This is a genomic window from Helicobacter mustelae (genome assembly GCF_900476215.1).
In the GTDB taxonomy this organism is placed as follows: domain Bacteria; phylum Campylobacterota; class Campylobacteria; order Campylobacterales; family Helicobacteraceae; genus Helicobacter_H; species Helicobacter_H mustelae.
Window position 1 is genome coordinate 174012 of sequence record NZ_LS483446.1, and the last position, 19156, is coordinate 193167.

At 42.6% G+C, this 19156-nt stretch carries 19 protein-coding genes; 15 read left to right on the top strand and 4 right to left on the bottom strand.

Features of this window, described 5'->3' with window-relative positions:
* Window positions 1-243: 243 nt before the first annotated feature.
* Entirely contained in the window at window positions 244-1365 is a 1122-nt protein-coding gene (nusA, locus tag DQN48_RS00770; protein ID WP_041913028.1) for a transcription termination factor NusA, read from the bottom strand.
* 275 nt (window positions 1366-1640) lie between these two features.
* Between nusA and accD the strand changes: the two genes are divergently transcribed.
* Genes accD through DQN48_RS00790 form a run of 4 tightly spaced genes read left to right on the top strand, consistent with a single transcriptional unit; the run spans window position 1641 to window position 4343 of the window.
* A complete protein-coding gene (gene accD, locus DQN48_RS00775) occupies window positions 1641-2513 on the top strand; it encodes an acetyl-CoA carboxylase, carboxyltransferase subunit beta (RefSeq protein WP_013022491.1) in 873 nt (290 codons plus the stop codon).
* A complete protein-coding gene (gene rlmH, locus DQN48_RS00780; protein ID WP_013022492.1) occupies window positions 2485-2934 on the top strand; it encodes a 23S rRNA (pseudouridine(1915)-N(3))-methyltransferase RlmH in 450 nt (149 codons plus the stop codon). The genes accD and rlmH overlap by 29 nt, the downstream gene beginning before the upstream one ends.
* A gap of 21 nt (window positions 2935-2955) precedes the next feature.
* On the top strand, window positions 2956-3321 hold the full coding sequence (gene dksA / locus DQN48_RS00785; protein ID WP_041913029.1) for an RNA polymerase-binding protein DksA: 366 nt from the start codon (window positions 2956-2958) through the stop codon (window positions 3319-3321).
* Window positions 3318-4343: a hypothetical protein gene (locus tag DQN48_RS00790; protein ID WP_041913030.1), complete on the top strand. Its 1026-nt coding sequence runs from the start codon at window positions 3318-3320 to the stop codon at window positions 4341-4343. Before dksA ends, DQN48_RS00790 begins: the two co-directional genes overlap by 4 nt.
* A 208-nt stretch (window positions 4344-4551) precedes the next feature.
* On the opposite strand, the gene prfA is transcribed toward DQN48_RS00790, so the two are convergent.
* Window positions 4552-5610 (bottom strand): peptide chain release factor 1, encoded by a 1059-nt coding sequence (gene prfA / locus DQN48_RS00800; RefSeq protein ID WP_013022495.1) that lies wholly within the window; start codon window positions 5608-5610, stop codon window positions 4552-4554.
* A 6-nt stretch (window positions 5611-5616) separates the two neighbouring features.
* Entirely contained in the window at window positions 5617-5889 is a 273-nt protein-coding gene (rpsT, locus tag DQN48_RS00805; RefSeq protein WP_013022496.1) for a 30S ribosomal protein S20, read from the bottom strand.
* Window positions 5890-5981: 92 nt separating this feature from the next.
* Here rpsT and glmM point away from each other — a divergent pair, with 92 nt between their 5' ends.
* Together glmM and lspA are read left to right on the top strand one after the other, a co-directional pair.
* Window positions 5982-7316, top strand: coding sequence for a phosphoglucosamine mutase (gene glmM / locus DQN48_RS00810; RefSeq protein WP_013022497.1), 1335 nt, complete (start codon window positions 5982-5984; stop codon window positions 7314-7316).
* Window positions 7317-7790: a signal peptidase II gene (gene lspA, locus DQN48_RS00815; protein ID WP_013022498.1), complete on the top strand. Its 474-nt coding sequence runs from the start codon at window positions 7317-7319 to the stop codon at window positions 7788-7790.
* On the opposite strand, the gene hemW is transcribed toward lspA, so the two are convergent.
* Window positions 7787-8848 carry a radical SAM family heme chaperone HemW gene (hemW, locus tag DQN48_RS00820; RefSeq protein WP_013022499.1) on the bottom strand — a complete coding sequence of 354 codons (1062 nt, stop codon included), beginning with the start codon at window positions 8846-8848 and terminating at the stop codon, window positions 7787-7789. The two genes, lspA and hemW, sit on opposite strands and share 4 nt — an antisense overlap.
* An 82-nt stretch (window positions 8849-8930) precedes the next feature.
* On the opposite strand from hemW, the gene DQN48_RS00825 reads away from it, so the two are divergent.
* From DQN48_RS00825 to DQN48_RS00870, 9 genes are all read left to right on the top strand, one after another.
* Window positions 8931-9239, top strand: a complete 309-nt coding sequence (locus DQN48_RS00825; RefSeq protein WP_013022500.1) for a c-type cytochrome — start codon at window positions 8931-8933, stop codon at window positions 9237-9239.
* 279 nt (window positions 9240-9518) lie between these two features.
* Entirely contained in the window at window positions 9519-9983 is a 465-nt protein-coding gene (locus tag DQN48_RS00835; RefSeq protein WP_013022501.1) for an RNA pyrophosphohydrolase, read from the top strand.
* The gene (locus DQN48_RS00840; protein WP_013022502.1) at window positions 9983-11176 is read left to right on the top strand and encodes an aspartate kinase; all 1194 of its coding nucleotides are present in this window, start codon (window positions 9983-9985) and stop codon (window positions 11174-11176) included. Before DQN48_RS00835 ends, DQN48_RS00840 begins: the two co-directional genes overlap by 1 nt.
* Window positions 11173-11718, top strand: a complete 546-nt coding sequence (locus DQN48_RS00845; RefSeq protein ID WP_081441268.1) for a HobA family DNA replication regulator — start codon at window positions 11173-11175, stop codon at window positions 11716-11718. The genes DQN48_RS00840 and DQN48_RS00845 overlap by 4 nt, the downstream gene beginning before the upstream one ends.
* A 2-nt stretch (window positions 11719-11720) precedes the next feature.
* Window positions 11721-12341 (top strand): DNA polymerase III subunit delta', encoded by a 621-nt coding sequence (locus tag DQN48_RS00850; protein ID WP_013022504.1) that lies wholly within the window; start codon window positions 11721-11723, stop codon window positions 12339-12341.
* A complete protein-coding gene (folP, locus tag DQN48_RS00855; protein ID WP_013022505.1) occupies window positions 12338-13507 on the top strand; it encodes a dihydropteroate synthase in 1170 nt (389 codons plus the stop codon). Before DQN48_RS00850 ends, folP begins: the two co-directional genes overlap by 4 nt.
* Window positions 13489-14496: a hypothetical protein gene (locus DQN48_RS00860; RefSeq protein ID WP_013022506.1), complete on the top strand. Its 1008-nt coding sequence runs from the start codon at window positions 13489-13491 to the stop codon at window positions 14494-14496. Before folP ends, DQN48_RS00860 begins: the two co-directional genes overlap by 19 nt.
* A gap of 62 nt (window positions 14497-14558) precedes the next feature.
* Entirely contained in the window at window positions 14559-18113 is a 3555-nt protein-coding gene (dnaE, locus tag DQN48_RS00865) for a DNA polymerase III subunit alpha (RefSeq protein ID WP_013022507.1), read from the top strand.
* Window positions 18113-18934 (top strand): pseudouridine synthase, encoded by an 822-nt coding sequence (locus tag DQN48_RS00870; protein WP_013022508.1) that lies wholly within the window; start codon window positions 18113-18115, stop codon window positions 18932-18934. The genes dnaE and DQN48_RS00870 overlap by 1 nt, the downstream gene beginning before the upstream one ends.
* Window positions 18935-19156: the final 222 nt, after the last annotated feature.

Genomic DNA, 19156 nt, shown 5'->3' on the forward strand with positions numbered 1-19156 from the left:
AAAACTCTCGCTCACACTTACGACATTGAATCCCTCTTCCCCTTTTAAATCCTGATGGAGTGAATAATCCTGCTGGCCACAATGAATAATCAAGCCTATGGGCTAGCTACCCCAGAGGAGCTAGGGGAGCAGTTTTCATTGAAAAAATAAAACCCATTTAGCGGATGTGGGAATAGACTCACCCCCTAGCCCTCTCATGTTGTGAGGGGCTGTGCAAAATCCAAGCCTTGCTTGATTTAAATTTTAGTTTTTGAATAGTGATTCCAGTGCACCAATGCCAAGTTTGTGGGTGGTTGCTTCCTCTTTAGTGTTTTCTTTGATTTCTTCAGCGATCTCTTCGATTTCGATGTTATATCCTGTGAGCATGGATACCAGACGGATGTTTACGCCATTTTTTCCGATGGCCTTGCTTTTTTGGCTGGCCATGAGTTTGACTTTTGCGATGAGTTCTTCTTGCTTGATTTGTACATTGATGATGTTAGCGGGGGCTAGGGCGCGGGTGATGAAGATTTCTGGCACGTCTGAATACTCGATGCAGTCGATGTTTTCCCCATTGAGCTGCCTTCCTACTGCATTGATGCGCACACCCTTCACGCCCACAGTCGATCCAATGGCATCAATCTTTGGATTTGTGCTAAAGACCGCGACTTTTGCGCGGTCTCCTGGGATCCTGGCTGTTTTTTGGATGATGACCTCACCATCCTTGATCTCAGGGACTTCGAGCATGAGCAATTCTTCTAGCATCTTTGGCGTGGTGCGCGAGAGTTCTAGATAAATGCCATTTTTATCCATTTTGACAAATTTCAAGATCGCAGAGATGGTATCTCCATTTTGGAATCTCTCGCCTTTAATGCGGTTTTTTAGCGGCAGGATGGCGCGGATGTCATGGATCTCTATGAAGGTGTTTTCTTGTGCATCCACTTCCAAAACCACGCCACTTACAATCTTGCCAATCTTTTCTTTGAAGGATTTGAAAAGCTGCTCTTCCATGCTGCGCTGCAGCTGATACTCGAGATCTTGGAAGATTTTATTCACCGTACCTCGACTCATATTCTCTAGCGTGAGTTCGGATTTGATGATGTCACCGATGCTGAGCGAGGCATCAATGTTTTTTGCATCTTTGAGTGCGATGAAATGATGCTTGTCGTTTTCTGCCTTCTCATCCTCATCTGAGCAGACGGTGAGATTGTGTATTAGCTTTAGGGTTTTTTCTTTGGGACTTTCTTCTACGCTGTATTGTATTTCCTCATTGATTTCTTGTTTTGCGGTTTTGATGATGAGATTTTTCACAATATCTAGGACCATGTCATAGGGAATACCCTTTTCATAGGCGATGATCTCGATAATGTCCAAAATTTTTTCCATTTCCTTCCTTTCTGAATATGTGGGGATGATTTGTGTGGAGTTTGCGTATTTTTGGGATGCAGGCATTATAACCAAATTTTTTGGCATGAACAGTAATTTTGGAGTGAACAAACACGCATGACCCCAAGGACATTGAAGTTGCAAAGAGCCAGGTTTATGGCCAGTCAAAAGCATGAGAATTGTTTCAAAAAAACAAAATCAATTTTTCTTGCAGAAATCAAAGAGGTCAAAATCCAAAAGATTTGCTAAAATCCAGAAAAAAATTAAGGTTGGCAATGTCTTTTATAGATTTTTTGAAAAACCTCAAAAGAGATACGGTGAGAGCCAAAAAAGACACTTCGGTTCATTGGGTAAAATGTGAGGGTTGTTCTTCTTTGATGTATTACAAGGAGGTTTATGCGCAGTTATATGTCTGTCCCAAATGCGGCTATCATTTTCGCATCAGCGCGCAGGATCGCATCAATTTTCTCTGCGATTCTGATAGTTTTGTGGAATACGATAAGGATCTCGCTCCCATAGATCCGCTTAATTTTGTCGACAAAGAAAGCTACAAAAAACGCATCGAAAAATACCAGAAAAAAACAGGCAGACCCAGCTCTGTGATCGCAGGGCTTGCTAGGATTAACAAAGTGCCTGTGCAATTGGTGATTTTTGATTTTTCTTTCATGGGGGGGAGTCTTGGATCTGTGGAGGGGGAGAAGATTGTGCGCGCCATCAATCGCTGCGTGGAGAATCATCAGGCATTAGTCATTGTTTCTGCCAGCGGTGGGGCTAGGATGCAGGAATCTACCTTTTCTCTGATGCAGATGGCAAAAACCAGCGCAGCGCTCAACTCCCTAAGCGATGCTAAATTACCCTTCATTTCTTTGCTCACAGATCCTACTTTTGGGGGTGTGAGTGCATCGTTTGCGTTTTTGGGAGATTTGATCATCGCAGAGCCAGGGGCAATGATTGGGTTTGCTGGTGCACGCGTGATTAAGCAGACCATTGGCACGGATTTGCCAGAGGGATTTCAGACTGCAGAATTTTTGCTAGAGCATGGACTCATTGATATGGTAGTCCCTCGCAAGGAGATGAGAAAAACACTCAGCGATCTTATTAGTATGTTAGTTTCTACGCATGAAAATCAACCTCTATTGTATCGCTAAAAAAGATTGGGAAGATGATTTTGTAGCACATTACCAGAGGCTTTGTAGGCAATTTGGTGCAAGGCTTGAGATCTATAATATTTTTCACGCAGAGATTTTGCAGGCGCAGAAAAAAAACCCAAAAGATGCGCAGATGAGCTATGCTAAATTCCTCTCTCCTTATTTGAGCGGAGATCTTGATATTGCATTGCACAAGGATTCCAAGGTGTATGACAGCCTGGCATTTAGTGCACTTTTGGAGTCAAAAAACATTAATTTTTTTATTGGAGGAGCATTTGGTTTTGAGCAGAATTTTTTAAAACAAACAAAAACACTGAGTTTGAGTGCATTGACCTTGAGTCATGGGGTAGCTAAGATTGTGCTTTGTGAGCAAATTTATAGGGGGCTTAGTATTTTGCATAAGCATCCCTACCACAAATAATTTATAGGAAAGAGAAGAGTTATGAACAGTGATGAGTTAGCAGGGTTTAAAAAAAGGTTAGAAGATCGGTTGAATGAGATTTTTAATAGTCTGGATTTGGATAGAAAGGCAGGCAAGTTTGATGTGGCAAATATTAATGATGAGATGGATTTCATCTCTGCGGACTTGCAGCATAAGCTCAATGCCATCATCATGCAAAAACATGGTCAGGAAATTGAGAAAATTACCAAAGCATTAAAGAAAATTACTGATAATGTTTATGGAGTCTGTGAGATGTGCGAGGAGGAGATCGATATCGAGCGCTTGAGAGTCAAGCCTCATGCAGAGTTTTGTATCAAGTGTCGTCAGATCTATGAGAAAGATCAAAGAAACAGGAAAATAGGATGAAGTTGAAATATTATTTGGGCTTTACGATTGTGTTTGTCCTAGGGATTAGTGTGTATGTATATTCTGTATTGCCAGGGAATTTCACTCTTGCTATGCCCACAAATGAAAAGGTGGAGCTGCCCGTAGCCATTTGGGTGGCCATCATCTTGTCATTGTTTTTTGTGATGTCGCTTCTGTTTTTTTTCTGGGATTTTTTGCGCACCAAATTTCTGTCCTTCTATTATCTACGGGATTTTTCTGCGCTCATGGATCAGTTTCTGAACCAATCTATGGGGAAGCCAGTCAGTCCTACGCAGTATCGCCAGCAAAATCTAGGCACGATTTCTAGGGTGCTTAGTCGCTTTGAGCTGCGCCCGCGCCTAGATTCCAAATCCAGTGGGGTGGAGAAGATCGATAGGGTTTTTGATGTGTTAGAGCAGATATCTCTAGGGTATGAACAGGATATCAAAAAATACAATCTCCCCTATGAAAATGATTTTTTTATTAAAAATATCATGAATAAATTAAAAAAAGATTATCGATTTGGGATCAATGCTTTTAAGATGCCTATACCAAATGGCGCAAAAAAAGAAGTCTTCCTCCAGATCCTTGAGCGTATCGAGCCAAAGGATCTCTACAAGATCTTAGAACTAGAAAAAGTCGAGACACTGGATAAGGAAATGAGCTTTGCGATCGTGGAATTTTTACAAAAAAAAGGCAAGAAGGTGGAGGATGATTATCTTATGCAGATTTTTAAGAAATCCAAATTTGATGCAGAGGATTATCTCAAACTCGCAAAAAGAACCAAGCATTTTTACACCCCTGATGAGTGGTTGAAGTTTTTTGAAGATCTTTGCACCGCTGATGAAAGGGCAGAAAATAGTTATTTGTATGTCTTGTGTGATTTGGAGATGCTTGATCTCGCACGTCAAAAGCTCTCTTCCCTGCCAAAAAATGAATTTTTGAATGTGCGAGCCTATTTGGATCTGCGCAGTCATGGTGGAAACTATCCCCTCTCTATCTTTTTTGAAAACATCACCTAGAGTTGCGAGCCAAGCCTAAAAATTGATAATTGGAGATGAGGTGCTCTTAGGGTTAAGCAATGATTTTTGAAAAAGTGGCTTGAAGATTCTTGCATGCAAGTTTGAAAAATTAGTTTGAAAAATTTGGGGCATAGGGAATTTAAAGCACCAAAAATTTTTGCATCAAGAGTGGTGCCAGCGCTATCCTTTGCTAGAAAAATCAAAGAAATTATTCGAGTTCTACGCTTCTGGCATGTGCAGTAAGCGGATCTATGATGGGGTCAAGATTGCCTGATAGCATGACTTCCTCCAGGCTATAGAGGGTGAGTCCTATTCGGTGGTCTGTGAGGCGATTTTGTGGATAATTGTAGGTTCGGATGCGCTCGCTCCTATCCCCGCTTCCCACTTGGTTTTTTCTGGTTTGGGCGTTTTGCACCTGCTGCTGCTCCATCTGAGCATCATAAATCCTTGAGCGCAAGATTTTTAGAGCCTTTTCTTTGTTTTTGTGCTGGGATTTTTCATCTTGGATGGATACATTGATGCCTGTGGGGATGTGAGTGATGCGCACTGCAGAGTCTGTGGTATTGACGCATTGCCCACCATGTCCGCCCGCTCGGAAGACCTCGATACGCAGATCGCTTGGGTTTAGCACCACCTCTACCTCATCCACTTCTGGCATCAAAGCTACGGTGATGGCAGAAGTGTGAATGCGCCCCTGGGACTCTGTAGCGGGTACGCGCTGCACGCGATGGGTGCCGCTTTCAAATTTCAGTCTTGAATAAACACCCTCTCCCTTGATGAGCGCGATGATCTCTTTGTAGCCCCCTACATTGTTTTCACTTGAGCTAATGATCTCTACTTTCCATTTTTTGAGATCTGCATAGCGACAATACGCCCGAAACAAATCTCCTACAAAAATTCCAGCCTCATCCCCGCCCGTTCCAGCGCGCAACTCTAGATAGATGTTTTTGCCATCGTTGGGATCTTTTGGAATGAGGAGTGTTTTGATGCTTTCTTCTAGGTTTTTTGCTCTCTCTCTTAAAACCTCTAGTTCTTCTTTGGCCATGCCAGCTAAGGCCTTGTCTTCTAGGATCAGATCTTCTAGATCCCTTATGGTATCTAGCGTGGCCATGTAGGCCTTGGTTTGTTGTGTGATCTCTTGGATTTCGCTCTGCTCTTTGCTTAGATTTGTGAGTGCCTTGATATCAGAAGTAATGGCGGGATCGACAAGCAGAGCAGTGATTTCATCATGTCTTTTAATGATGGGTAGAAGTTTGGAAATAAGCATTGGTGCTTATGCAGATAGGGCGATCTTTTTCACCGCGGCATTTAGACGGCTTACTCTCCTTGAAGCGGTATTTTTCTTGATGATACCTTTGCTGACAAACTTATGGAGTTCTTTGTTTGCGATTTTCAGAGCTTCTTGGGCTTTTTCTACTTCATTGGCAGCCACGCTTGTGCGCACCGCTTTGATGATATTTTTGATTCTTGTTCTGTAGTAGCGATTTCGCTCTGTTCTTTTGATGGTCTGGCGAATTCTTTTTTCTGCGGATTTATGATTGGCCATAATTTTTATCCTCTTCATAGTCAATTTTAAGGCAAAATTATGCCAAAATTTTGTTTAAAATGGGTTTAAAATCTTTTATTTTGGAGTGTGTAATGAAAATCTTTGGAACAGATGGTGTGAGAGGAAAGGCTGGGAGTGATATCACTCCGTTTCTGGTACTGCGACTGGGCATAGCAGCGGGATTGTATTTCCGTAAACATAGTGTGACAAATAAGATTTTGGTGGGCAAGGACACGCGTCGCAGTGGGTATATGATAGAAAATGCACTGGTCTCTGCACTGACTTCTGTGGGTTATGATGTCATCCAAGTGGGCCCCATGCCTACTCCAGCAGTGGCATTTCTCACTGAAGACATGCGCTGTGATGGGGGGATTATGATTAGTGCTAGTCACAATCCCTATGAAGACAATGGCATCAAATTTTTTGATCGCCTGGGTTTTAAGCTTGATGAAGGGGCGGAGCGAGAGATTGAGGAGATTTTCAAAAATGAAAATCTCATTCAAAATAGCTTTAAGACCCATGTTGAGATTGGTAGCTCTAAGCGGATTGATGATGTGAATGGTCGCTATATCGTGCAGATCAAAAAATCCTTTCCCAAGGATTTTACTATGCAGGGGATCCGCGTGGTGCTAGATGCTGCTAATGGCTCAGCCTATAAAGTCGCTCCTACGATCTTTTCTGAGCTTGGAGCAGACGTGATTGTGATCCACAATCAGCCCAATGGCTATAATATCAATGAACAATGTGGCGCAATTGCACCAAATGCTCTGAGTGAGGCGGTAAAAACCTATCGCGCGGATGTTGGCTTTGGACTTGATGGGGATGCAGATCGATTGGTGGTGGTGGATAATGAGGGAGCAATCGTGCATGGCGATCAGCTTATTGGCGCACTTGCTAGATACCAATTCCTCACAGGGCGCCTCAAAAATCAAAAGATTGTCGCCACAGTCATGAGTAATTTTGGACTGGAAGAATTTCTAAATGGCATGGATATCAAACTCATACGTTGTGATGTGGGGGATAAATATGTGAGTGATTGCATGCAAAGAGAAGATCTCAATTTTGGAGGAGAGCAGAGTGGGCATATTATTTTTAGTGATTATGCAAAGACTGGTGATGGGCTTGTGAGTGCATTGCAGGTTGTGGCATATCTCAAACATATTGGGCAAAGAGCAAGCCAGGCCCTTCATCCCTTTGAGCTCACCCCTCAGCTCTTGTGCAATCTTCCTGTGAGCCAAAAAAAGCCTTTAGAGGAAATTGAGGGCTATGGGGAGTGGTTGCAGGAGATAGAAGGCAGGCATATTCGCCATTTGGTGCGCTATTCTGGCACAGAAAATAAGCTTAGAATCCTGTTTGAGGGCAGGGATAAAAAAGAGCTAGATACCCTCATGCAAGACTTCACAGAATTCCTCTCCAAGGTGTTGTGAGTGCGTCAGTTTTATTGGATTTTTTTCTTGGTTTTTTTGCTAGATCAGGGGATAAAGTTGTATTTTGTGCAGCAATGTGGGGGCAGGGAGTTTTGCATGGTGTGGGATAGCAAGATGCTTTCTTTGATGTTGGTGTTTAATAAAGGGGTGGCATTTTCTTTTTTGTCCATGCTTGGGGATTGGCTCAAATATCTACAGATTGTTTTTATGCTGGGTATTGGGATTGTGCTTTATTTGCAGCGTAAGTTTTTCTTTGCCTATAGGATTGCATTTGGATTGATTTTTGGTGCGGGTAGCAGCAATCTCCTTGATCGCTTCACCTATGGAGGAGTGGTGGATTATGTGTATTGGCATTATGGTTTTGATTTTGCGGTGTTTAATTTTGCAGATGTCATGATTGATGCGGGGGTAGTGCTACTGCTTTTTGGATTTTGGCGCGAGCGCAAGCAAAATCCTAGCCCAAAGGCCCCCTAGCTTAAAAACAGTGCAATTTCATCTGCTAGAAAGTAATCTTTAGCAAAGAGTTTGTGATCTTGTATGTAGCATTTCTCCTCCTCTAAGAGCCAGGAGATTTTTTGCTCGATGTTTTGGGTGGAAGTCTTTTGGATTTGAAAGACCTCTAAACTCACCCCCACCTCACTGCGTAATCCCAAGAATAATGTTTCTAGGACTTTATCTTCTTTGCTTAATCTCTCTTTTTTGCGATAGGTGGGATCGGCAATATAGGCCTCTAGATTTTGATGGGTGTAGCTGCGCACATCCCCCCTCTTCCCCACAGCTCCACAACCACAGCCAATATAATCCTCATTGCGCCAATAAGCAAGATTATGCGCAACCTTATAGCCTCTAGCATAATTGGAAGTCTCATATTGGGTGAAGTTGTGTTTAGCGAGATTTTGACGGATGCAATCAAAAAGACTCTCTTTTGCTTCTTGCACTCCTTGTTTTTGGAGGCGGGATTGTTTTTCTATTGTGAGGCTATAGGCAGAGAGATGATTGATGGGCAGGGCGCTTGCAAGGGAAGTCTCTTCTTTTATGCGTTTTTCATTATCTAGTGGAGTGTCATAGATGAGATCTATGCTGAGATTTTGAAATCCTGCCCGTGTTGCACATTCTAGTGCATGATGGATATCTCTTTGACTGTGTTCTCTTTGCAAGAACGCTAATTTGTCGGCAAAAAAGCTCTGCACCCCAAAGCTTAGGCGATTGGCTCCAAGCGTATGGAGGTCCTTGCACCATTGTTTGGTGACCAAATCAGGATTGCTCTCTAGAGTGATTTCACATTTAGGTGCAAGGGAAAAATGCCTATGCAGAGTTGCAAAGATTTTCTCAAAAGCCCTGGGGTCTAGGGTGTTTGGCGTGCCCCCACCAAAAAATATGGAATCTAGTCTCTGTGATGTGGAATGAGAGGCTAGATCTGTGCAGAGCGCATTGATGTAGGCGGGGATGAGCGCATGCTTGTTTTCAAAAGAATTGAAGGTGCAATACCCGCAGCGACTGGTGCAAAAAGGGATATGAATGTATAAAATCAAATTTTTCTCAAAATTTTTGAATAATTTTATACTTTCTATACTACAATTATGCTCCTATTTCAAAAATTAGAGGAGAAATACAATGAAAAAAGCTTTGGTTATTTTATCACTGGGAGTGGTTGCGCTTTATGCAAATCCTGCGAAAATCGTCAAGACAAAATGTGCGGTTTGTCATGGACAAAAAATGGAAAAAGCCGCACTTGGTAAAAGTGCCATCGTGAACACTTTGAGTGCAAAGCAAATCGAGGAAGATTTGAGAGGATATAAGGCAAAAACCTTGAACAGACATGGACTTGGTGGGACAATGTGGGGTCAGGCAGCCTCCCTATCTGATGAGGATATCAAGGGTCTTGCCAAATACATCTCCACAGATCTCAAAGACAAAAAATAATCTCTATCCCAATTTTGAGATACTTAGAAACTCCCTTCTTGGCTCTTTGAGGGGTTTTTCTCAAGGTGCTTGGCGGGGTTTTGTCTCAATTGGTTTTGGCTCAAAATCCCTAGATTCATAGACCTTGAAAATCCAAGTAACAGGACTTGGCAGAAATAGAGAGCCTTCCTTCCAAAATCGCTGCTATCAGAAATTTCTCCATCCTTAGACTTCATGAATCTCACTAGAATTTTAAGCGGATTTTTACTATAATCTTTCCAATCAATTTGAGTGAAGAACATGGAAAAAAAATATCGCCCCAATGTTGCTGCTGTCATCGTTTCCTCAAAATATCCCAGTGTTTGTGAATTCTTTCTTGGTCAAAGAAGCGATATGAAAGGCGTTTGGCAGTTTCCTCAAGGCGGGATTGATGAGGGAGAAAATCCTAGAGAAGCGCTATTTCGCGAGCTTAGAGAGGAGATTGGCACAGATGAGGTGGAGATCCTTGTAGAATGCCCCAAATGGATTGCTTATGATTTCCCCAACACAGTTTCCAAAAAAATGTACCCCTTTGATGGTCAGATCCAAAAATATTTTTTGGTGCGTCTTAAAAAAGAAGTTGATATCAATCTCAATACCAAAAACCCAGAATTTAGTGCCTATCGATTTGTAGACTACAACACTCTGCTAAGCCTTGTGAATCATTTTAAAAAAAATGTCTATAAAGAAGTGCTAGAGTATTTTCAAAAGGAGGGGTATTTGTAATGTTAATCGTGCAAAAATATGGGGGAACTAGCATGGGGGATTGTGATAGGATTTGGAACGTCGCAAATCGTGTAGCGCAAACAAAAAGAGCAGGGCACTCTGTGGCGGTAGTGGTATCTGCCATGAGTGGAGTGACAGATACGCTTGTGGGCTACACCAAGTATTTTGGAGAATCTCCCAATCCAAGGGAGAGTGATATGGTGCTAAGTTCTGGGGAGCGCATCACCAGCGCATTGCTAGCCATTGCTTTGTCTTCTATGGGATTTAAGGCCATTTCTTTGAGTGGTAGAAGGGCTAGGGTTTTTACAGATGACATCCACACCAAAGCAAGGATCACGCATATTGACCCAAGAGAAATACAGCATTTCCTCAAAGAGGATTATATCGTCGTGGTTGCGGGTTTTCAGGGGATCACCAAGCAAGGTGAGGTGACCACGCTTGGACGGGGAGGTAGCGATCTTTCCGCAGTGGCGATTGCTGGGGCGTTGCACGCGGATTTGTGCGAGATCTACACAGATGTAGATGGCATCTATACCACAGATCCAAGGGTGGAGTCTAGGGCAAAGAAGATTGACAAGATTAGCTATGATGAAATGTTGGAGCTTGCTTCCATGGGGGCTAAAGTCTTGTTCAATCGTTCTGTGGAGCTTGCCAAAAAATGGAATATCCCCCTCATCACGCGGAGCTCTTTTGGTGATGATGAAGGGACATTGATCACAGATGAGGAGAATATCATGGAAAAAGCAATCGTAAGTGGCGTGGCGCTAGATAAGAATCAGGCGCGTGTAAGCATGGGGGATGTGAGCGATCGCCCCGGTATTGCCGCTGAGATTTTTGGCACCTTGGCACAGGCAAATATCAATGTGGATATGATTGTGCAGACCATTGGGAGAGATGGCAAGACGGATTTGGATTTCACCATCCCTGAGTCAGAGGTCAAGGAGGCGCGCGAGGCATTGAAGCGTTTTGGGGGCGTGGATGTGGATTGTGAAATCGCAAAGGTATCTATCGTGGGAGTGGGCATGAAGTCGCATTCTGGCGTGGCGAGCACGGCATTTCATGCGCTTGCAAAAGAAAATATCAACATCATGATGATTAGCACCAGCGAGATTAAAGTCTCCATGGTGATTGCGCTTAAATATGCTGAGCTTGCGGTGCGTGCATTGCATGGCGCTTATGAGCTAGATGCATGATGGAGATTTCAGATTGGATGCTCAAAAACATCCGCGAGGAGCATAACAAAATCGCTCTTGATAGCGATTGGCTAGAGATTGAGCGCTTTACTCTAGTGAGCCTGCTTTCCCGCATGATTTCTCATGTTCTTAATGGCGGGACGTTGCTTGTATGCACAGAGGATCGCTTGGAGTGGTTTGAGAAATTTGTGATCCAAAACATCAATCGCCCCATCACAGCGCGCCCATTGGTCCCTATTTTTGGGGTTTCTGAGATCCTGCCAAAGATCCAATCCCAAGATCCAGCCCTGGTGCTAGATATGCTTTCTTTGAGTTATAAGGATTTTGCATTTTGGTATATTGGCAGGGCACAAGGAGATGTAGCAAAGCTTGCGCTCAGCAAGGATGATAGTTTTTTGTGGTTGCTTGATGACTCTATGCAAAAGGCTCTAAATCTCAGCACTAAAGAAAAAATAAAAATCGAATACAAGCTCATCCAGCTTTATAAAATCTTTGAAGAAGCACTCTTTGGCGCGATGTTTGGGAATATCATTCTGGAGTGAAGATGAGTAGAATCATCCTAAGCAATGACATCATGCAAGAAGTTTGCTATCAAAGCTCCTTGCTAGATCCCCAATTTTGTCGCGTATTTCTCTCTCAGGAAGAAGAGGTTTTGAAAGAATTCAAGATCGAGCATGCCCATGAAGTGATTGCAGAGGCATACATCAGCTCAAGCAAAGAAAAGACACTGATTTTGGGGGCGAGTTTTTATAATGGTTTTGCGCAAAATGCGCTGTTAAAGATCTTGGAAGAACCACCAAAAAACACCACCTTTGTCCTGATAGGAAAAAACAAAAATACTTTTTTGCCAACTGTGCGCTCGCGCCTGCATATAGAGGACAAAAGAATTCGCGCAAAAATCAGAGATTTTTCCCTGGATCTCAATGCTCTGAGCCTGCAGGGAATTTATGAATATCTCAAGCAGAGGCATGAAAACTCCTATGAATACACCAAGCAAAAGATTCAATCTCTGCTTTTTAGCGCCAAGAAGGCTGGGTATGTTTTGAGCCAGGAGGAGTTACAAAGCTTTGATGAGGCCCTCCTAGCCTCCTTTAATCACCAACAATTCTCCTTTGTGCTACTGCCTTTATTGCTCATGCTTTTGGAAAAAAAGAATCAAAGATGACACAAATAAAAACCCTAAATCCTGATTTTTTGCCTCAGGCATTTGCGCGCATTGGCAGTGATGCTATGGGATGTGCAATCATGGGTAAAAAATCCCAAATCCTAGCCTTTGAGATTACGCATCTTTCTTTGAGTGCCACCCTCATTTTGAAGCAAGAGGCCATTGGTGTGGGTGGGGATTTTGCCACTCCAAGGGATTGCATTCTAGCAAGGGATGCTTTTTATGATGGTGTGCTTTTTGGCACAAAGGCACAGCTCCAAAGACTGCTAAACAAACTCAAAACCCAGCCCTTTGGGTTAGGGGATCTAGCAAAGAGACTCAAGGCTCATCTATCCCAGCGCAAAGACTTTGGCACACAGATTATGGCAGTGATTAATCTCACGCCCGATAGTTTTTTTGTGGATTCAAGATCAAACGCCCTGGATGCCAAACAAAAAATCCTCTCTTTGCTTGAGATGGAAGTGGGGATGATTGACATTGGAGGTGCGAGCTCTCGCCCGGGCAGTCAGATTCTAGAGGCAGAGGAGGAGCTTTTGCGCTTGAGGGAGGTTTTTGATTTTATTGCTTCTCAAAAGCTTTATTTACAAAAGAAATTTTCCATCGACACCTATAATGTCGAGGTAGCAAAAGCGGCGCTTGATAGTGGCTTTGCCATCCTCAATGATGTTAGTGGTTTCCAAAACCCCGGGATGCTAGAGCTTGCAGCTAGTTATAAGGCTACAGTGATTTTGATGCATACAAGAGGCAGTCCAAAAGAAATGCAAAATCTCACAAATTATGAGCATCTTTTTGGGGAGATGAGTGCGTTTTTTGCAGAAAAAATCACGGCACTCAAAAACATGGGGGTCTATGACATCATCCTAGACATTGGTTTTGGTTTTGCCAAAAATTTGGAGCAAAATCTAGATCTCATCGCCCACCTTAGGCATTTTGAGAGTTTTGGCCTCCCCTTGCTTGTTGGGGCAAGCCGCAAGAGCACTATCCAAAAAATTCTTAACAAGACTCCAGAGGATAGCCTAAGCGGGACCTTGGCCATGCATTTTTTGGCGCTTTTGAATGGCGCAAATATCTTGCGTGTGCATGATCCCTTGGAGCATTTGGATCTGCTAAAGATCTATCAAGCCTATCAGCATCAGCAAGGAGAGACATGCATAAGCCCTCTGTAAAATCCATGCAAACCTTTTTGCTTGGCAATGGCTATGACAAGAGTCATATTGATGCTATGAGTGAGGAAGAGTTATTTGAGATCTATAGCAAAAAAGTAAGGCAAGAGGTGCAGGAATCTCAGCATGAATTGCTGGATAATATTGACATTCGCTATTTTGCCCAGGTCAAAAAACAAAAGGAACTTGATTCCAAAGTTCAAGAAATTCAAAAGCAAATATGCAGGGTGAATCACAGTGTGCGAAAGGTCTATGACATCATTGATGCTTTTATTGAGGATTTTTCTTTGGATGAATTGCGATATTTCATCCTCAATGGCATCAATAAAATCCCCTCCAATATTGTTGATCGTGTCATTCAGATTAAGTCCTATCAATACCGCATCTTTTGGCTAGAAAAAATCGAGGAAAATCTAGCCCCCTTGCCAGAAGAGGAGCGCCATACGCTGATGGAAAAATACACAAAGCCAGATTACAAAGACTCCCGCCTTTATCAGATTTATAAAAATTCCTTCGATCAAAAAGAATTGCAAAAAATGGTAGAGATTGCCAGAAAGAAGCTTGATGTCATTAAGCATTTCCTCCCTGAGGCATTGGAGGAGAGTTATGCAACACTCCATGAGGAAGATAAAGAAAAAAATAAAATCATTGAGGAAATCATGTCTTTTACGCACTCCTATCCGCGCAACACACTCAAAAAAATGACCATGAAGCAATTGAGAAATCTCGGTGATTTTATTCGTGAAAAGATGCGTGAAGAGCAGCGGGATCATCGCATCATAGAGAAATATGTCCAGATGATTGAGGAGAGCATGCGCTCTGTAGAGGATGCGGAATTTCAAATGGTTTGTATGGATGCAATCAATCGCCTTAGCAACCCCCAACTACAAAAAGTCATAGAGACCCTAAATACCAAAAATAAATTTTTTGCCAGCAAATTTGAGAGTGTGGCGCGTAGTTTGCGAGGGAAGATCAATGCAAAGTTATTTTAAAAAATGCAATCTGGTCTTAAGTAACAAATGTTATGATTTTTGAAATGTTTTAAGGGGTGAAAATGAGCTATACACATCTGCATCTGCATACAGAATATTCCATGCTTGATGGAGCCAATAAGATTAAGAATCTCATCCAGAGGCTCAAGGAACTGGGCATGAGCAGTGTGAGCATGACTGATCATGGCAATATGTTTGGAGCGATTGAGTTTTACAAAAGCATGAAGGCAGAGGGGATTAAGCCCATCATTGGCATGGAGGCCTATGTGCATAATTATGAAGAGCTAAATTCCAAGGAGGGCAAACAGAGATTTCATCTTTGTTTGTATGCTAAAAATGAAGTAGGGTATAAGAATCTTATGTTTCTTAGCTCAATGGCATTTATTGAGGGTTTTTATTATTATCCAAGGATTAGCAAGAAGCTCTTGCGTGAGCATAGCGAGGGGCTTGTAGCAAGCTCTGCTTGTTTGGGTGGAGAGGTGAATTTCCATCTAAATACAAGCGAGCGCAATAAAAAGCGCGGTGCTAAGGGCATAGAGATGGCCAAAGAAGTGGCCTTAGAATATCGGGATATTTTTGGAGAGGATTTTTATCTAGAAATTATGCGTCATGGAATCAATCATCAAGAAAATATTGATGATTTGATTATCCGTATCTCGCAAGAAACAGGAATTAAGCTCATTGCCACCAATGATGCCCATTATATTTCTCAAAAAGACCATAAAATGCAAGAGGTGGTGCAAACTCTTGGGCAGGGAAAAACCCTCAATGATCCCAATCGCTTGAAACATACAGTGTTTGAATTTTATGTAAAGTCTTCTGAGGAAATGGAAAGGATTTTTGCAGATATTCCAGAGGCATTGAGGAATACGCAAGAAATTGTAGAGAAATGTAATCTTGAAATAGAGCTCAAAGATGAAAAAACCAATCCTCCCACCCCTCCGACATTTATTTTTACCAAAGAATATGCCAAGCTTGAGGGTCAAGAGATTGACAATGATGCAGATTTTTTTGCTTACAAATCTAGGCAAGGGCTAGAAGAGTATTTGAAAATTATTCCCCAGGAAAAACATCAGATCTATCGCGATCGCCTAGAAGAAGAGATTAGGATTATCACGCAAATGAAGTTTCCTGGATACATGCTCATTGTTTGGGATTTTATTCATTTTGCAAAGAGTCAAAATATCCCCGTGGGTCCAGGGCGGGGTAGTGCGGCAGGAAGTTTGGTGGCATTTTGTTTGAAAATTACAGATATTGATCCCATGAAATATAATTTACTTTTTGAGCGTTTTCTCAATCCTGAGCGCGTTTCCATGCCTGATATTGATACGGATTTTTGTCAGCGCAGGCGTGGTGAGGTGATTGAATATATGATCCAAAAATATGGAAAATACAATGTCGCACAAGTGATTACTTTTGGTAAGTTGCTTGCCAAAAATGCAATCCGTGATGTGGCACGTGTGTTGGATATGCCGCTTAAAGATGCTGATGCATTTGCCAAGCTCATCCCCAATCAATTGGGAATCAAGCTAGAAGATGCACATGCCCTAGAGCCAAAAATAGAGGAATTTATGAATCAAAACCCAAAGGCACGGGATGTGTGGGAATATGCCCTGCAGCTTGAGGGTCTCAATCGCAATGCAGGGAAACATGCAGCTGCTATTGTTTTGGATTCTGAAAAGGAATTATGGCATAAGACGCCTTTATGCACCGTAGGGAAAAGTGATGATTCTTTGGTGACGCAATATTCTATGAAATATCTTGAACCCGTGGATTTAATCAAATTTGACTTTTTGGGGTTAAAGACCCTTACGGTCGTGCATGATGCCCTAGAGCTTATCAAAAAGCGCTATGGCAAAGAAATCGATTTTTTGAGCGTGGATGTGGATGATAAAAAAGTCTATGAGACCATTCAAAGTGGGGATACGCTCGGGATATTCCAAATCGAATCCTCGATGTTCCAAGGACTCAATAAGCGCATCAAGCCCAGCAATTTTGAAGACATCATTGCCATCATTGCGTTGGGGCGACCAGGGCCCATGGAGTCTGGAATGGTGGATGACTTCATCAATCGCAAACATGGCCTAGAGGAGATTACATACATGTTTGATGCACTTGAGCCCATTCTCAAACCCACTTATGGCACGATTGTGTACCAAGAGCAAGTTATGCAGATTGTGCAGACAATTGGGGGATTTTCCCTGGGTGGAGCAGATCTTGTGCGTCGTGCGATGGGTAAAAAAATCAAAGAAGAGATGGAGCGCTTGAAGAGTGATTTTGCCACTGGTGCAGAAAAAAATGGCTTTGATCGCGCTAAAGCAGAGGATTTGTGGGAGTTGATTGTAAAATTTGCGGGCTATGGTTTTAATAAATCCCACTCTGCTGCATATGCAATGATCACATTTCAGACTGCTTATCTCAAAACCTATTACAAAGAGGAATTTATGGCAGCTTTGCTTAGCAGCGAATCTGGCAAGATTGAGTCTGTGGCCAAGTACATTAATGAAGTGAAAAAAATGGATATGGATTTCATGTCCCCGCATGTAAATATTTCTGAAAAAAATTTTGGCGTAGCAAACTTTGAGCATGAGGGCATGGGGATTAAAAAGATTATTTTTGGGCTTTCTGCCATCAAGGGGGTGGGTGATGAACCCATTCAAAACATCATCTCTGTGCGAGAAAAAGGAGGGGATTTTAAAAGCTTAGAGGATTTTATCTCGCGTGTTGATTTTTCTAAAATCACCAAGCGTGTGCTAGAGCCCTTGATAAAATCTGGTGGGCTAGATGGCCTGGGATATAGTCGTGCATGTATGTTAAAAAATCTTGATGCCATTTGTGAGGCAGGGAGGCGCAAGGACAAGGCCAAAGAAAGCATGGCCCAAGGGCTATTTGGAGGGCTAGAAGATGAGGTGGAGCAAAACGTGCGTTTTGATTTTTCAAATTTTGAGGAATTTCCCTTGCGCGATTTGCTGGATTTGGAATTTGAATGCCTTGGGATCTATGTCTCAGGGCATCCCTTGGAGGAATATCGCGAGAGCATTGAGGGGCTACAGGGCTTTGTGCCCAGTGTGAGTCTGGGGGAAGTGGAGGAAGATTCTTATTGCCTGATTGCAGGGAAGGTGTCTGAGATTACTCGCAAAATGAGTAAAAGCAACAAACCCTATGGATATGTGAATCTCTTGGATTTGTATGGGAAAATTGAGATTATGTTTTTTGAAAAACAACTCTTGGAGCTAGAAAAATTTGATCTAGAGCAGCCCATCGTCTTGAAGTGTAAGATCGAAAGAGATGATGAGGGCTATCAGGTGCGCATCATTAAGATCCTCACCCTCAAAGAAGCACAGGAAGAAAAGATTGATGTGGGATATAAGAAGGATTCAGCATTATTGGAGGGGGAGATGGATTCTTGCTGTCCTTTGGTTTTGCATCTAGACCACAATGCCCCCAAAGATATTTTTGATAGCCTTGCCCAGAGCATTGAGCGCAATAAGGGCAATCGTGAGCTAAGAATCATCATCAAGGATAAATACGAGACTTATATGTTCATCACAGAAAAAAAGGTAGATTCTGCTATCACGCAGGAATGCGCGGATCTAGAGTGGTCGAGTTGGAAATGATGCGCCTCAATCAATACATTGCCCATCATAGTAAATATTCTCGCAGAGAGGCCGATGGGCTTATTGCTCAGGGTCGCGTGAATGTGGAGAAAAAAAAGGCCGTGCTAGGCCAGGAGCTCAAAGAGGGGCAGCGGGTGTTTGTTGATGGTAAACAATTGCGCGAGAAAAAGGATGGGCCAAGCACAGTAATCGTATATCACAAACCAAAGGGTGAGCTGGTGACTCGGAGTGATGATAGAGGGCGAAGAAGCATTTTTGATAGCCTTGGGAGGCGTTATGCGCATTTTACTCCCGTGGGGAGACTGGATTTTGCAAGCGAGGGGCTGTTATTACTTAGCGATGATAAAAAAATCGCTCACTTTCTGATGCAAAGCGATCTGGAGCGCGAATATATCCTAAAAATTTCTGGAGCAGTCACAGAAAAGATGAAAGAAGCCATGGAAAATGGTCTGGAGCTAGAAGATGCGCGCGCAGGAGGACATGAAAAAAGCAAGATTCAAAAAATGAGCTTCAAGCCTTTTGCTTTTTATCAAATCCAGAAAAATGATAGAAATTTCTCCAAGCTCAAGGTGCGCATCACCGAGGGGAAAAATCGAGAACTGCGCCGTTTTTTTGCGCATTTTAAGGCGGAGGTGCTGGATTTGCGACGCGTGGGATATGGGTTTGTCACGCTTTCTGCTCTGCCTGTGGGGAAGGTGAGATTTTTGAGCAAAGAAGAGTACAAAAAGCTCCATCAGCTCCTCAAAGAACATGCAAAGAACCCAGAGGGGAGGAATGCGCGTCATCTAGGTGGAAAGGGGAACTTGGGAGGGGTAAAATAAAAAGGCTTCCGGATTTTTTGGGGGTGTTAAAAAATGCTAGTCTTGAGTGAGTGTGAGTAAGCACAAAATTCTAGAGGAAGCAAGGCGTGCGAGTTAGGAAGATTCTAAAAAATAAAAGCATGGATTTTCTAAAGGGGATTTAAAAACAGAGACACACAAATAAAAAGCAAGATGACGCTAAGCCTTTTATGAGTGGGCGAGCTTCTTGGGAGGGGTCTTTTC